Below are 15,789 nucleotides of genomic sequence, written 5' to 3' on the forward strand. Positions count from 1 at the left end.
CCGCTCTTATCACCGCATTTTGACTAGCTCAATAAAAGAAATCAGACCATGTTTGAAATTAATCCGGTAAAGAATCGCATTCAGGACCTCACGGAACGCTCCGACGTTCTTAGGGGGTATCTTTGACTACGACGCCAAGAAAGAGCGTCTGGAAGAAGTAAACGCCGAGCTGGAACAGCCGGATGTCTGGAACGAGCCTGAGCGTGCGCAGGCGCTGGGTAAAGAGCGTTCCTCCCTCGAGGCTGTTGTCGATACTCTCGACCAAATGAAACAAGGGCTGGAAGATGTTTCCGGTCTGCTGGAACTGGCAGTAGAAGCCGACGACGAAGAAACCTTTAACGAAGCCGTTGCTGAACTCGACGCCCTGGAAGAAAAACTGGCGCAGCTTGAGTTCCGCCGCATGTTCTCCGGCGAATATGACAGCGCCGATTGCTACCTCGATATCCAGGCGGGCTCCGGCGGTACAGAAGCGCAGGATTGGGCGAGCATGCTTGAGCGTATGTATCTGCGCTGGGCAGAATCACGTGGTTTTAAAACTGAAATTATCGAAGAGTCGGAAGGTGAAGTGGCGGGTATTAAATCCGTGACTATCAAGATCTCTGGTGATTACGCTTACGGTTGGCTGCGCACAGAAACCGGCGTTCACCGTCTGGTGCGTAAGAGCCCGTTTGACTCCGGTGGCCGTCGCCACACGTCCTTTAGTTCCGCATTTGTTTATCCAGAAGTAGATGACGATATCGATATCGAAATCAACCCAGCGGATCTGCGCATTGATGTTTATCGCGCATCCGGTGCGGGCGGTCAGCACGTTAACCGTACCGAATCTGCGGTGCGTATTACCCACATCCCGACAGGGATTGTGACTCAGTGCCAGAACGACCGTTCCCAGCACAAGAACAAAGACCAGGCCATGAAGCAGATGAAAGCGAAGCTTTATGAGCTGGAGATGCAGAAGAAGAACGCTGAGAAACAGGCGATGGAAGACAATAAATCTGACATCGGCTGGGGCAGCCAGATTCGTTCTTATGTCCTTGATGACTCCCGCATTAAAGATCTGCGCACCGGGGTGGAAACCCGCAATACGCAGGCAGTGCTGGATGGCAGCCTGGATCAATTTATCGAAGCAAGTTTGAAAGCTGGGTTATAAGGAACCAACATGTCTGAACAACACGTACAAGGCACTGACGCGGTAACCGATCTTAACAATGAACTGAAAACCCGTCGCGAAAAGCTGGCGAACCTGCGTGAGCAGGGGGTTGCTTTTCCGAACGATTTTCGTCGCGACCATACTTCTGACCAACTGCATACAGACTTCGACGGCAAAGAGAACGAAGAGCTGGAGGAGTTGAACATCGAAGTGGCTGTTGCTGGTCGCATGATGACTCGTCGAATCATGGGTAAAGCCTCCTTCGTTACCCTGCAGGACGTCGGTGGCCGCATTCAGTTATATGTCGCTCGTGATGATCTGCCGGAAGGCGTTTATAACGATCAATTTAAGAAATGGGATCTTGGCGATATTATCGGCGCAAAAGGTAAGCTGTTTAAAACCAAGACCGGCGAACTGTCGATCCACTGCACCGAGCTGCGTCTGCTGACCAAAGCACTGCGTCCACTGCCGGACAAATTCCACGGTTTGCAGGATCAGGAAGCGCGTTATCGTCAGCGTTATCTGGACCTCATCTCTAACGATGAATCCCGCAACACCTTTAAAGTTCGCTCGCAGATCCTCGCTGGCATCCGTCAGTTCATGGTGAACCGCGGCTTTATGGAAGTTGAAACCCCGATGATGCAGGTGATCCCTGGCGGTGCGGCAGCGCGTCCGTTTATTACCCATCACAATGCGCTGGATCTCGACATGTACCTGCGTATTGCGCCGGAACTGTACCTCAAGCGTCTGGTGGTTGGTGGCTTTGAACGAGTGTTCGAAATCAACCGTAACTTCCGTAACGAAGGTATTTCCGTGCGTCATAACCCAGAGTTCACCATGATGGAACTCTATATGGCTTACGCGGATTACAAAGATCTGATTGAACTGACCGAATCGCTGTTCCGCACTCTGGCGCAGGATATTCTCGGTAAGACTGAAGTGACTTACGGTGATGTGAAGCTGGACTTCGGTAAGCCGTTCGAAAAACTGACCATGCGTGAAGCGATTAAGAAATATCGTCCGGAAACTGATATGGCGGATCTGGATAACTTCGACTCTGCGAAGGCGATTGCTGAATCTCTCGGCATTCACGTGGAGAAGAGCTGGGGTCTGGGTCGTATCGTCACTGAGATCTTCGACGAAGTGGCAGAAGCGAATCTGATTCAACCGACCTTCATTACTGAATATCCGGCAGAAGTTTCTCCGTTGGCGCGCCGTAACGACGTCAACCCGGAAATCACCGATCGCTTTGAGTTCTTCATTGGTGGTCGTGAAATCGGTAACGGCTTTAGCGAACTGAATGATGCTGAAGATCAGGCACAGCGTTTCCTCGATCAGGTTGCAGCAAAAGATGCAGGCGACGATGAAGCAATGTTCTACGATGAAGATTACGTTACTGCACTGGAACATGGTCTGCCGCCGACAGCAGGCCTGGGTATTGGTATCGACCGTATGGTTATGCTGTTCACCAACAGCCACACTATCCGTGACGTGATTCTGTTCCCGGCGATGCGTCCGGTAAAATAAGCCTTACGCGTAAGCACACAGCCCCGGCATTTGTCGGGGTTTTTTATTTTTGTTGCGCGAAGGCTGACAACATTTTTCTGGCTTCGCTGTTTGTCGCCTGCATGACCATCCACGGACTGAACGCCCACGGTGTGGCATCAATACTGCGTAATACTTCCGCTAAATCACACCATTGATAATCGATCACTTCATCATCGTTGAGCTGTAACGTACTGGTAATTCGTGCGGCAAATACCGGACATACTTCATTTTCGACAATGCCATTCGGGTCAGTGGCGCGATAGTGGAAGTCTGGATAAACCGGTTCGGGTGGTGTTATTTCTACGCCCAGTTCATAGCGGCAACGGCGGATCACCGCCTCTTCATTGCTTTCACCCAGTTGCGGATGACCGCATACCGAGTTGGTCCACACACCTGGCCACGCTTTTTTGTTTAGTGCACGGCGAGTAACCAGCAATTGTCCTTTGGCGTTAAATAGCCAACAGGAGAAAGCGAGATGTAAGGGGGTATCAGCCGTGTGTGCAGCATATTTTTCCAGTGTTCCCGAAGGGACTCCCTGTGTATTCAGTAAAATGACGTGTTCCGTTGGCATAATTTCTCACATGTAATTCTAATCATTCGTCATTATAGATAACTAAAATGTTAAATGATTAACCAAGTGAGTGTTATCGGCAACCGCCCGTTTTGAGCGGATGCCGACAGAGGAATGTCAGCTAAAAAAGCAGCATCATATATTTGAAGCGACTTTCAATAGCCATTGCAACACAGTCAGAAATGACAGGAATGGAGATCATAAAGAGCAATAACAGGCTGAATATAGCGCGCATTACAAGATTCATATTATTCACCATGCTCATTTTTCTTCAGCTTGCGCATCAGAAGCCACATGCGTACTGTCCTGACTTTTAAATCTTTATCAGAGACAGATTCTTTCACCAAATCGGCATGATGCTGATAGCCATTAAAGAAAACGTTCAGCACAACAGCGCTAAGGGTTGCCAACATAATGCCGCTATGCAGCAATGGTTGTAGTACGGCTGGTAACTTAGAAAAGAAATCGTGAGAAAGCGTTGGGGTCATGCCCACGCCAAGGCTGATTGCCACAATATAGAGGTTGTAACGGTTGGTGGTGTAGTTACAACGCGACAGAATACGGATCCCTGTCGCCAGCACCATGCCGAACATGACAAGCCCTGCGCCACCAAGTACAAATTGCGGAATGGAAGCTACCAGCACTGCCATTTTGGGCACCATACCGAACAGAATAAGAATGATCCCGGAAGAGATACACACCCAGCGACTGTGAACGCGTGTTACGCTGACCAGACCGACGTTCTGCGAAAATGAGGTATGCGGGAAGCTGTTAAATGTACCGCCAATCATTGTTCCGACACCATCTACGCGCAGCCCGCGAATAATGTCTTGTGAAGAAAGTTTTCGACCAACAATTTCCCCCAAAGCCAGGAACATCCCCATCGACTCAATAAACACGATGATTAACACGGCGGTCATGGTCAGAATGGAAACAGGATCGAAAACTGGCATACCAAACGACATTGGCGTGACAATGGCAAACCACGATGCATCATATAATCCGGACAGATTTACTTCGTTCATCATCCATGAAAGGAAGAAGCCAAATACAATCCCCAGTAATACGGCGACGTTGGACATAAATCCTTTCGCATAGCGAGTAATGAGCAAGATAAAAATTAAGACTGCGAAAGAGATGCCTAAATAAACGGGATTGCCATATTGCGGATTGCCCTTACCACCAGCAGCCCAGTCAATACCAACCTGAATAATACTCAGCCCGATAGAGGTAATAACTACACCGGTAACCAGCGGTGGGAACAAAGGCATTAAGCGACCAATAAGTGGTGCTAATAATGTTGTGATAAACCCTGCTGCGATAGTCGCGCCAAAAATCCCCAGCAGGCCGATATCGGGGTTCATCCCAATGGCAATCATTGGCGTTACAGCCGCAAAGGTCACCGACATAATCACCGGCAGGCGGATCCCCATAAAGCGGCCGACACCGATACATTGCAATAACGTGACGATCCCGCAGCAAAAGAGATCCGAGCTAATAAGCATTGCTATTGCTTCTTTGGAGAGGCCGAGTCTGTCACCAATCATCAGTGGTACAGCGACCGCGCCTGCGTACATAACAAGGACGTGTTGCAGACCGAGTATGATCAACTTTCCTGGTGATAATATACGGTCAACCTCATCAGTGGGGCAGTCTTGCCCTGAAGATGAGGGTAATTGGGAATCTATGGCGCTCATCAGTCATTCTCCTTTCGCTCGCCAGAGTAAAAAGCAACCGTTTACGTTAATAAAACTGTCTAATGACATGCTCGTGGGATGCCAGTTTTAGCGATGAGAGGGAGTTATAGAATGGAAATGCGGAGGTAATCACATAATCGTGGTTAAACCGAAAAAGTGAGAAAATAAATGGGCAGTGAAATTATCTCTAATTTTCTCATATTGATATTTCTTTAATCATTCTGGCATGTCGGACTCTCGCATTTAATGTTTTTGAGTCGGATACTTCTGTTTTTGGTAATGATGTTTAATGAATGAAAGCAGCATATATTGGGGGGCAATAATTTGATCTCAGTAGCAAAATGATTATTAAATCGGGCATGTTCTATAATATATGCCCGTTTATTGCATCGCGACATTTGAGAAGACATAACTCATCAAATGAAAGGGATGCAAATGAATAAGTTTATCGCTGCTGATGCTGCGGAATGTATAGGCTGCCATGCCTGTGAAATTGCCTGTGCGGTGGCACACAATCAAGAACTCTGGCCGCTGAGTCATGACTTTCGACCCCGTATCCACGTTGTTGGGAAAGGGCTGGCGGCTAATCCGGTGGCCTGCCATCATTGCAACAATGCTCCCTGCGTTACGGCTTGTCCGGTAAACGCTCTGACTTTTCAGCCCGATAGCGTACAACTGGACGAACAAAAATGTATTGGTTGTAAAAGATGCGCAATCGCTTGCCCCTTTGGGGTCATTGAGATGGCCGATACTATTGCGCAGAAATGTGACCTTTGTAACCAGCGCAGTTCCGGCACGCAAGCTTGTATTGAGAGTTGTCCAACACAGGCGTTACGGCTGATGGATGATAAAGGGTTACAGCAGATAAAAATGACCCGCCAGCGCAAAACGGCAGAAGGAAAAGCGTCAGAGGGAACTCCTCCATCCCGCCACGCGGCGTTGCTCCCTGTTAACCCACGCAAAGGCGCAGATAAAATTCCAGCGAATGAGCGGAAAAAACATTTTGGCGAAATTTATTGCGGGCTGGATCATCAACAAGCGGCTTATGAAAGCGAGCGATGTGTTTATTGTGCCGGGAAAGCCAACTGTAACTGGTTTTGCCCACTGCATAATGCGATTCCCGACTATGTTCATCTGGTACAGGAAGGGAAGATTATTGAAGCGGCAGAACTCTGTCACCAGACCAGCTCCTTACCAGAAATTTGCGGCAGGGTATGTCCACAGGACAGGCTTTGTGAAGGCGCATGTACGTTAAAAGATCACTCTGGCGCTGTATCGATCGGGAATCTGGAACGCTACATCACCGATACCGCGCTGGCGATGGGCTGGCGTCCCGATGTCAGCCTGGTTGCTCCCCGCGTGGAAAAAGTGGCGGTGATTGGCGCAGGGCCAGCGGGGCTGGGGTGTGCTGATATTCTGGCACGCGCGGGCGTTCACGTTGATGTCTTTGATCGTCATCCAGAAATTGGCGGTATGCTAACGTTTGGCATTCCTCCGTTCAAGCTCGATAAAAGGGTATTAAGCCAGCGGCGTGAGATATTCACCGCAATGGGAATCGACTTTCATCTCAACTGTGAAATTGGCCGCGATATCTCTTTCAACGAGTTAACGGTGGAATATGACGCAGTTTTCCTCGGTGTGGGGACTTACGGGATGATGCGTGCAGATCTGCCGCATGAAGACGCTCCCGGTGTCATTCAGGCGCTACCGTTCCTGACCGCCCATACCCGCCAGCTTATGGGATTGCCGGAGTCTGGAGAGTATCCGCTGACGGAAGTTGAAGGTAAGCGAGTCGTGGTATTGGGCGGGGGCGATACGACTATGGATTGTTTGCGTACTTCCATCCGTCTGAATGCCGCCAGTGTGACCTGTGCTTATCGTCGTGATGAAGTCAGTATGCCGGGTTCTCGCAAAGAGGTGGTCAACGCGCGCGAGGAAGGCGTTGAGTTTCAGTTCAATGTTCAGCCGCAATATATCGCCTGTGATGACGATGGGCGTTTAACTGCGGTGGGTCTGATTCGTACTGCAATGGGGGAGCCTGGGCCAGATGGTCGCCGTCGTCCACGTCCGGTGGCGGGGTCGGAGTTTGAGCTGCCCGCCGATGTTCTGATTATGGCCTTTGGTTTCCAGGCACATGCGATGCCGTGGTTGCAGGGCAGCGGAATTAAACTTGATAAATGGGGCCTGATTAAAACCGGCGACGCGGGATACTTATCTACTCAGACGCATCTGAAAAAAGTCTTTGCGGGTGGTGATGCCGTTCACGGCGCGGATCTGGTTGTTACCGCAATGGCCGCAGGAAGGCAGGCGGCGCGCGATATGTTAACTCTGTTTGATACAAAGGTATCGTGATGAAATCGTTAATTATCGTTAATCCGGCTGACTGTATTGGCTGCCGTACCTGTGAAGTTGCCTGTGTAGTCGCTCATCCGTCTGAACAGGAGTTGAATGCCGATGTCTTTTTACCCCGGCTGAAGGTACAGCGGCTGGACAGCATTAGTACGCCAGTGATGTGCCACCAGTGCGAAAACGCTCCTTGTGTTGGCGCTTGTCACGTGCAGGCGTTGAGCATAGGGGAGCTGATGGTGCAGGCAAACTCTGCCCGCTGCATTGGTTGTCAGAGTTGTGTTAGTGCATGCCCATTTGGGATGATCACTATTCAGTCGTTGTCCGGTCATACCCGGCAACAAATCGTGAAATGTGATCTCTGTGAACAGCGGGAAGAGGGGCCAGCCTGCGTTGAATCTTGCCCGACGCAGGCTTTGCAGTTGCTGACCGAGAGAGAACTCAAGCGAGTTCGCCAGCAGCGTATTGCAGCCAGCGGTGCGAATCCTCTTTGATAAAAACCTCCGCGCTGAAAGGCGCGGAGAATCGTTTAGATTGCCCAACCACCCGCGTAAAACGCGACCAGCGCGGCGGTAATGATAACAGTGCCGATATTCAGCTTGTGCCATTCGCGAGCAAAGACGCGACCTACGACCAGCGTCACAAACCCCAGCATAATACCGGTGACGATATTACAAGTCAGGACGATGAATACCGCGCAAACCAGCCCTGCCATTGCATCAATAAAGTCATTGAAGTCCAGCTTTGAGACGTTGCTCAACATCAGTAGCCCAACGTACATCAGCGCGGGGGCGGTGGCATAACCGGGGATCAGAAACGACAGCGGAGATAAAAACAGAATCAACAGAAACAGAACGCCAACCACGGTTGCGGTTAAACCGGTTTTACCCCCGGCTGCGGTCCCGGCCGCTGATTCGATATAAACTGCCGCAGGTGCTGCACCCACCAAACCGGAGAATATTGAACTTACCGAGTCACTGGTCAGGGCTTTGCCCCCGTTGATAATCTGGTTGTCTTTATCCAGCAGATTCGCCTGGCCGGCTACGGCACGGATGGTGCCAGTGGCGTCAAACACGGCGGTCATCACCAGCGCCAGTACACTCGGAAGTACGGTTGGCTGGAGCGCGCCCATAATATCCAGACTGAAAATCAGAGACTTACCATCTTCGCCAGTCAGGCTCGGCATTGCCACCAGACCGTGGTATTTCACCGCCGGATCAAAGATTAAGCCGATGATCGAGATGACGATAATGACCAACAAGATCCCGCCTGGTATGCGGCATTTTTCCAGACCGAAAATCACCGCTAATCCCAGCAAGCTCATCAGCACCGGGAAGGAGGTAAACGCGCCGAGCGCAACCGGTAAGCCTTCAATCGGGTTTTTGATAACCATACCAACACCGTTAGCGGCAATCAGTAGCAGGAAAAGACCAATACCGATACCTGTACCGTGTGCAATACCCATCGGTAAATTACGCAAGATCCAGGTACGAATACCTGTTACGGAGATGGCGGTGAATATCAACCCCATCAGAAAGACCGCCCCCAGTGCTACCGGAACGCTAATTTGTTGCCCGAGCACCAGACTGAATGCGGTAAATGCCGTTAAGGAAATGGCGCAACCAATCGCCATTGGCAGGTTAGCCCATAACCCCATCAGCAGGGAGCCAAAGCCTGCGACCAGACAGGTGGCAACAAAGACCGCTGCGGGAGGAAAACCTGCTTTACCCAGCATTCCCGGCACTACGATAACGGAGTAAACCATCGCCAGGAATGTGGTCAGGCCTGCCAGAACTTCCTGGCGAACGGTACTGCCACGAGCGGTAATTTTAAAATAATTATCCAGGGCGCCCTGTGGCTTTGATGCGCCCGGTGTTTGTAGGATGTCTCCAAACATAATGATGTCCTCACGAGGTTTATTATTAGTTACGTTCGTACACCAGACGACCATCAACGTAGGTGCGGTAGATCGAACGATCATCGCCCAGCGTCATCATCACGAACAATTTATCGACTAAAGATACAGAGTTGTCATAGCGCAGTTGCTGTAGCGGTGTGGCAGTGGGTTCCATCACTACAAAATCAGCCTCTTTGCCTGGTAAAAAATTGCCAATCAGGTTGTCAAGGCCCAGAGATTTCGCGCCGCCGAGCGTGGCAAGGTAAAACGCTTCATAGGCTGAGAGACGATAGCCCTGTAATTGCAACACTTTGTAGGCTTCGTTCAGTGTTTGCAGCATGTTGAAGGTGGTTCCGGCACCGATATCGGTTCCCATGCCCACTTTAACTTTCTTCTGCCATGCTTTTTGCAGATTGAATAAGCCACTACCGAGATAAAGGTTGGAGGTCGGACAGAAAGCGATGCTGGATTGAGTTTCGCTAAGGCGATCCCACTCTTTTTCTTCCAGATGGACGCAGTGAGCAAAGACGCAGTTTTTACCGGTCAGACCGTACTGGTGGTAAACATCCAGATAACCATCATGTTCAGGATAAAGTGATTTCACCCAGGCAATTTCATCTTTGTTTTCACAGAGATGGGTATGTACCCACGTATCGGGGTACTCTTTTTTCAGGCGTTGCGCCATTGCCATCTGTTCGGGCGATGAAGTGGGGGCGAAGCGTGGCGTAATGGCGTACAACAGACGACCATTTTTGTGCCAGCGTTTGATCAGCTCTTTGCTTTGCAGATAGCTGCTTTCGGCGGTATCAAGCAGATAATCCGGCGCGTTGCGATCCATCATCACCTTACCGGCAATCATGCGCATATTGATATGACTGGCGGCTTCAAACAGTGCATCAACGGATTGCGGATGAACCGTACCAAACACCAGTGCCGTGGTTGTGCCGTTACGTAAAAGTTGCTTGATGAAGAACGCCGACATTTCACGGGCGTACTCTAAATCCTCATAGCGACGTTCAGTAGGGAAGGTGTGTTTATTCAACCATTCCAGCAATTGTTCGCCATAGGCACCGACCATTTCACTTTGCGGGTAATGGATATGCGTATCGACAAAGCCCGGTACTATCAGTTTGCCGCGATAGTCGCGAACGCGAATGGTGTCAGGAATTTGATGCTTGCCGTCTTCCCATTCGCCAAACCATTCCACCTTCCCCTGTTTAATGAGTAATAAACCGTCCTCAATAAAACGCAGCGCAGAGGCAATCTCTTCCGGGTTATCGACTGTACGGGTGACATCAATAAAACTGCCTCGTACTGCTTTTAACGTGTGTTCTCCTGACATCATTGACTCCTTTATTGTTAATCCATCTCTTCCGCTGAGGTAATACCCGGCAGAACGCTTTCCTGTCGGTAGCCACCAGGGAGGATAATATTTAATAAAATCGCAGTTAACCCGCCTGCACAAATAGGGTTTTCAACTAATACATAAATTGAGGCAGGTAATATTTTAAAAATTTCGGGGTCGTAGGAGACGCCAAGTCCTAAACCTAAAGAAGTGGCGACAATAAGTGTTTCACGGCGTTTTAATCCGTTGGTGATAATGATGCGGATACCGGCGATGGCAATCATGGAAAACATCAGCGTCATTGCCCCACCCAGAACTGCTGAGGGAATGGTAGTGAAGAAGCCGCCGATCATCGGAAATAACCCGAGGATAACCAACATTACCGCGATGGTTCGCCCGACATAACGTGAGGCGACGCCGGTCATCTGAATAACACCGTTATTTTGCGCAAAGGTAGTTAATGGTAATGAGCCGACTGCGGAGGCGATAACAGAAACCAGACCATCTGCCAACACGCCGCCTTTCAGACGTGATTGATATTCTTCCCCCTGAATGGGTCGGCGGGAAACCATTGCCGTGGCGGTGATATCGCCTACTGCTTCCAGTACGCTAAGTAGATAAATCGTGCCGACCACCAGGAACTGATGAAAGTTGAAACTAAATCCGTATTTGAAGGGATGCGGGACGGTGATTAACGGCAGATTGCGCATACTGCTGAAATCTACCATTCCCAGGCATAAGGATGCGATATAGCCGACACATAGCCCAATGGCGATCCCGCCCATGCGTAACAACGGACTGCGGCAGCAGTTAAAGCCGATCACCACAATCAGAACCAATAATCCAACGCCGAGGTGTTCGTAATTGCCGAACGTACCGCTGCTTTTGGCTGCAAATCCACCACCAAAATCAATAATGCCGACTTTAATCAGACTTAAGCCGATCATCAGCACCACAATACCGCTGACGGTGGGGGAGATAACCCGACGTAAATAGGGCAGGATAAAAGAAGAACCGACAACCAGAAATGCGCCAACGAAGGAGACGCCGAGTAGCGACGACATGATTAATTCTTCGTGAAAACCGTCACTTTTCATGCTGCTGCCTAGCGCAATCATGACCGTAACAAATGAAAAATTAACGGATTGAATTGAGAGCAAACCGGAACCCACAATACCGTAACGGTTTACCTGTAACCAGGTGCCAATGCCAGAGGCAATCATCGCCATAGAAACCAGATAGGCGGTCGTTTCTGCAGAAAGCTGTAAAGCCGCACCAACAATTAATGCGGGGGTCACCATCGGAACAAAAATTGCCAACAGATGGGTAATGGCACCAACAATAGCCTGATGAAAGGGAGGGCGATCCTCCAGTTCAAATATAAGGTCGGAGCCTGCATGGTTTATATCAGACATCCCTTCACTCCTTTTAAAGTAAATTTGATCATCTGAATCAGTAAAATAAATACCCACGAATTTGGGGCGCAGGACGCCTTGAGAACGGCTTATCTCATTTTCGCAGTTACTAATTAGTTATCTTTAATACAAGGGAAACAGGCCGCCGAAGCGGCCATTAATTACTTATATTTTTTTCAGCGCGGTAAGTATTTTCTCCGGTGTGAAATGCCATTCGCGTAGCCAGATGCCGCAGGCATCGTGAATTGCGGTGGCAATTGCTGGTGCTGCACCATTTACGCCAATTTCTGAGATCGATTTTGCTCCGAATGGACCGACTTTATCGTCGCTCGGCACCAACACGGCACGGAAATCACGCGGGATGTCACCAATTTTGGGAGCACCGTAGCTACGTAAATCACGTGTTAACGGGTGTCCTTCGGCGTCATAAATGATTTCTTCGCTCATACTGTGTCCGATAGCACGCAGGGTAGCTCCATAGATCTGTCCCAACGCTAACTCTGGGTTAACTGGCGTACCGCAATCCAGCAATGCGTAGAATTTGTCCAGGCGGATTTCACCGGTACGCGTGTTGACGGCAACTTCAGCAAAGTTTGCGCCATACGGAAAGGCGAAATCAGGCGTGATGTAGCAGGCTGTTCCCACCAGCGAACCAAAACCAGTACCGGTTTCGCCTTTATGGGCAATATCCCCGAAACTGACTTCGCCTTTCTTGCCACGAACGACACCTGGCGTTGCCAGTTGGACATCTTCCAGTGGTTCATCAAGCATTTGTGCGCCATGAAAGAGAATTTTCTCGCGCAGATTTTCTGCCGCCATACGCGCCGCGTTGCCTGAGAAGCAAGTACCAGACGAGGCATAAGCGCCTTTGTCAAACAATGCATGGTCAGTATCACCGGAGATAACATGCACATCCTGAGGTGGACAGTGCAGCACTTCTGCTGCCAGTTTTGTCACTACGGTATCCAGGCCGGTTCCGATATCAGCACCACCAGAATGGACAATAAAGGTGCCATCAGATTCCAGTTTGATCATGCAGTTAGCCTGATCGATATCCGGGATCCCCGATTTCTGCATGATAATGGCGACGCCACGACCTGTGCGCCAGTCACCTTCCTGTGATTTCGGTGAAGACCATTGGATCATTTCACGACCCTGACGCAGGATCTCTTCCAATGCGCAACTGGCAGCAGAAGGAACGGAGGTTGGCGCTTTACCTTCACCAATCGCACCGAGGATCTTCAGCTCTTGCCCTTCATGTACCCGGTTACGTTCGATAATTTCCAGTTGATCAATCTGTAATTGTTCAGCAAGTTCTGCTAACGCCATGGTGATAGCAAAGTTACCTTTTGGCGCGCCATAGCCCTGATAAGCACCATTTGGACAAATGTTGCTGTAGTAGGTGGTGACCTGAAAATCGACGTTATCGCACGGGTACAGCGGCAACGACAGCGCCGGTCCGTTACACGGTACGGTGAGTGAGTGGTTGCCATAAGGGCCCGTATTGGCGCGGAAATCCATTTTCACTGCCGTCAGGCGACCATCTTTTTTTGCCCCCAGTTTGACAGTGACTTTCGCGACGTGACGAGAGGTGTTAGCAATAAACTCTTCTTCACGGGTGTAGTGGAACAGTACCGGACGCCCGGTCACACAGGTTGCCCAGGCGCACACTTCCTCCAGCAGGATGTCCTGTTTGGAGCCGAAACCGCCGCCCACGCGTTCTTTAATGACATGAACTTTATGCTGTTTCATACCAACGAGACGCGCTACCTGACGGCGCAGGTGCCACGGTACTTGGGTGGAGACGTGGATCACCAGCCGATCGCCATCCATACGGGTAAAGCAGATATGTGTTTCAGTCGGGCATTGTTGTGCCTGAGTTGAATTATAGGTTCGCTCAATGATCACATCAGCATCAGCGAAGCCTTTGTCCATATCACCGATATGACCATGAATGCTGGCGGCAATATTTTTACGTGGGCGAGAACCGATAGGGAAGTTAATGATCATATGCTCGCCGCGCTGGGCCGCGTGGCTATTGTCTTCTTCCAGCGTCTCTGGCGCACCAGCGACGTACACCACCGGTTCATCGTGAACGACAGGGGCATCTTCCGCCATTGCTTCGTCAATCGACATTACCGGTTTAAGCACTTCATATTCAACGTCAATGAGCTTCAGTGCTTCGAGCGCAATTTCTTCACTTTCGGCAACGATCGCAGCAACTCGATCGCCAACGTGACGCATTTTTTTGCCGAACATGCGACGGTCGAGCGGTGAAGGTTCTGGCGCGCTTTGACCACCAGGAGTGTAGTAAATATCCGGGCAGTTGAGATGAGTGATAACGTGAACGACGCCCGGTAAGGCTTCGGCTTTGCTGACATCCAGATGAGTAATCAGTGCGTGAGCATGTGGGCTGCGTAACATTTTAATGACGCAGGCGTCAGCCGTTACGCGGTCTTCAACATAGCAGGGTTTCGCCTGCACCATTTTAGCAGCATCGGTTTTGGGGTAGTGCTTGCCAATAACTTCAAGGTCGTTACGGAAAGTGGGGGCGATGTCAATCGTGGCACGCGGGTTATTTTTACGCGCAATAGCCAGTTCAATGACTTGATAGTATTGCTGCCAACCCGCATCGCGGCTGAACAGACCAGAAAGCGCGTCGTCGATCTCTTCGCGGGTTGGCTCGGCAATGCGATCGAGTAGATCGGTAATAATCAAAGATGCTGCCGGATCGTTATAACCGGACTGCACCACGCCAACATCAACCATTGCCTGTTGAACCAGGCTTAATTCGTTCCATTTGCCTAAGGATTCTGCGGTGCGAATGTTTGCTTTTTCTAACTGTGCTGTAATCAGCAAGGAGGCATTAACGATGTTGCCGTTAAAAAGAATCGCATCAGAACCGGCGAAACCGAAACCATCATCACTGTTGCGCACGGAGTGCATACCCATACCAAACAACAGCTTTTGCACGTTTTCGCCAGGGTTAACGGTTAGCCCCTGGGGTGCGCCATTTAAAGTAAAGTGGATGATCATACGGCTTCCTCCCCAGCCTGTTGGCAGTCGGCATAAAGGTCGGCCACCAGAGCTCCCGTGATATAGCGTTTATACGCTACGCTCCCCCGCAAATCTTCCTGGGGGAAAATGGCGTTGGCGACGGCCTGTTCAAGTGCATTGCCTTCCAGGTTTTGTTTTTCGACATCGTGCAGGCGCAGGGCTTTACTGGCAACGCCATCCAGCGCAATTCGCAGTCCGTCGTGGTCAGTTAATGCAACGGCTGCAGTCACCACTGTTAACCCCGCCCGGGAACGGCTAATTTTACGGGTCGCACAGGTGCGATACGGATCTTTAATGATGATTTCGGTTAGCAGGCGATCGCCCGGATCGGCCAGATAGCTCTCAATCGACAACGTTTCGCCATTGCCAAAGACCAGTTCTGCATCCAGTGCTAACAGAACCGGAAGAAGAACGGACTTTTCCTGCCGGGCCGCTATTTCGCCGCCGATAGTCGACTGATTTCGTACATGACGAGAGTAGACAAAGCCGAGAGCTTCACGCAGTGCCACTGGAATAAATCGCGCATCGCGCAGTGGTTGTAAGCGCGACATTGCGCCAATACGCAGTGCGCCGTTATCCCAGTCAATCCAGTCCAGTTCCAGATCCTGCAAGGAAATAGCAATTTTTTTATTGGTACGGGTTGGCGTGGCGTTGAGTTTGCTGCCCCCGGCAAACCAGACGGCTTCATCCTGGTAGCGGCGCTTCAGTTCCAGCGCCTGTTCTACAGAGTCGGGCCTGAAAAATTGTTCAATCATCTTCTTTCCTT

Annotated in this window: 12 protein-coding genes; 4 read left to right on the forward strand and 8 right to left on the reverse strand. The window is 50.3% G+C overall.

Annotated elements, in window-relative coordinates; genetic code table 11:
* Positions 1–48 precede the first annotated feature (48 nt).
* Positions 49–1,147 (forward strand): peptide chain release factor 2 gene (gene prfB, locus C1192_RS21165; RefSeq protein ID WP_098729101.1). Its coding sequence is split into 2 segments (ribosomal slippage): positions 49–123 and positions 125–1,147, totalling 1,098 coding nucleotides; the frame shifts between segments, so codons are not numbered across the junction.
* Positions 1,148–1,156: 9 nt separating this feature from the next.
* Complete coding sequence (gene lysS / locus C1192_RS21170) at positions 1,157–2,674, forward strand: lysine--tRNA ligase (protein ID WP_000003094.1); 1,518 nt, start codon at positions 1,157–1,159, stop codon at positions 2,672–2,674.
* Between the two features lie 43 nt (positions 2,675–2,717).
* On the opposite strand, the gene idi is transcribed toward lysS, so the two are convergent.
* The 3 genes from idi to uacT all read right to left on the reverse strand — a co-directional run bounded on the left by idi (position 2,718) and on the right by uacT (position 4,963).
* Positions 2,718–3,266: an isopentenyl-diphosphate Delta-isomerase gene (gene idi / locus C1192_RS21175; RefSeq protein WP_016262504.1), complete on the reverse strand. Its 549-nt coding sequence runs from the start codon at positions 3,264–3,266 to the stop codon at positions 2,718–2,720.
* Positions 3,267–3,387: 121 nt separating this feature from the next.
* Positions 3,388–3,513, reverse strand: coding sequence for a protein YqfG (gene yqfG, locus C1192_RS21180; protein ID WP_010378596.1), 126 nt, complete (start codon positions 3,511–3,513; stop codon positions 3,388–3,390).
* 1 nt (position 3,514) lies between these two features.
* Positions 3,515–4,963 (reverse strand): urate/proton symporter UacT, encoded by a 1,449-nt coding sequence (gene uacT / locus C1192_RS21185; RefSeq protein WP_001517024.1) that lies wholly within the window; start codon positions 4,961–4,963, stop codon positions 3,515–3,517.
* A gap of 435 nt (positions 4,964–5,398) precedes the next feature.
* Here uacT and ygfT point away from each other — a divergent pair, with 435 nt between their 5' ends.
* A complete protein-coding gene (ygfT, locus tag C1192_RS21195) occupies positions 5,399–7,315 on the forward strand; it encodes a formate-dependent uric acid utilization protein YgfT (protein WP_038355434.1) in 1,917 nt (638 codons plus the stop codon).
* Entirely contained in the window at positions 7,315–7,803 is a 489-nt protein-coding gene (locus C1192_RS21200) for a 4Fe-4S dicluster domain-containing protein (protein WP_038355433.1), read from the forward strand. Before ygfT ends, C1192_RS21200 begins: the two co-directional genes overlap by 1 nt.
* A 35-nt stretch (positions 7,804–7,838) precedes the next feature.
* Here the strand turns inward: C1192_RS21200 and ghxQ are convergent, their stop codons facing one another.
* From ghxQ to ygfM, 5 genes are all read right to left on the reverse strand, one after another.
* A complete protein-coding gene (gene ghxQ, locus C1192_RS21205) occupies positions 7,839–9,206 on the reverse strand; it encodes a guanine/hypoxanthine transporter GhxQ (RefSeq protein WP_038355432.1) in 1,368 nt (455 codons plus the stop codon).
* Between the two features lie 25 nt (positions 9,207–9,231).
* On the reverse strand, positions 9,232–10,548 hold the full coding sequence (gene guaD, locus C1192_RS21210; protein WP_010378591.1) for a guanine deaminase: 1,317 nt from the start codon (positions 10,546–10,548) through the stop codon (positions 9,232–9,234).
* 17 nt (positions 10,549–10,565) lie between these two features.
* A complete protein-coding gene (gene xanQ, locus C1192_RS21215) occupies positions 10,566–11,966 on the reverse strand; it encodes a xanthine/proton symporter XanQ (protein ID WP_001517020.1) in 1,401 nt (466 codons plus the stop codon).
* Positions 11,967–12,131: 165 nt separating this feature from the next.
* Positions 12,132–15,002, reverse strand: a complete 2,871-nt coding sequence (locus tag C1192_RS21220) for a molybdopterin-dependent oxidoreductase Mo/Fe-S-binding subunit (RefSeq protein WP_038355431.1) — start codon at positions 15,000–15,002, stop codon at positions 12,132–12,134.
* The gene (gene ygfM / locus C1192_RS21225; protein WP_038355430.1) at positions 14,999–15,778 is read right to left on the reverse strand and encodes a molybdopterin-dependent oxidoreductase FAD-binding subunit; all 780 of its coding nucleotides are present in this window, start codon (positions 15,776–15,778) and stop codon (positions 14,999–15,001) included. The genes C1192_RS21220 and ygfM overlap by 4 nt, the downstream gene beginning before the upstream one ends.
* Between the last annotated feature and the right edge of the window lie 11 nt (positions 15,779–15,789).

The sequence above is a fragment of the Escherichia marmotae genome (genome assembly GCF_002900365.1).
GTDB lineage: Bacteria > Pseudomonadota > Gammaproteobacteria > Enterobacterales > Enterobacteriaceae > Escherichia > Escherichia marmotae.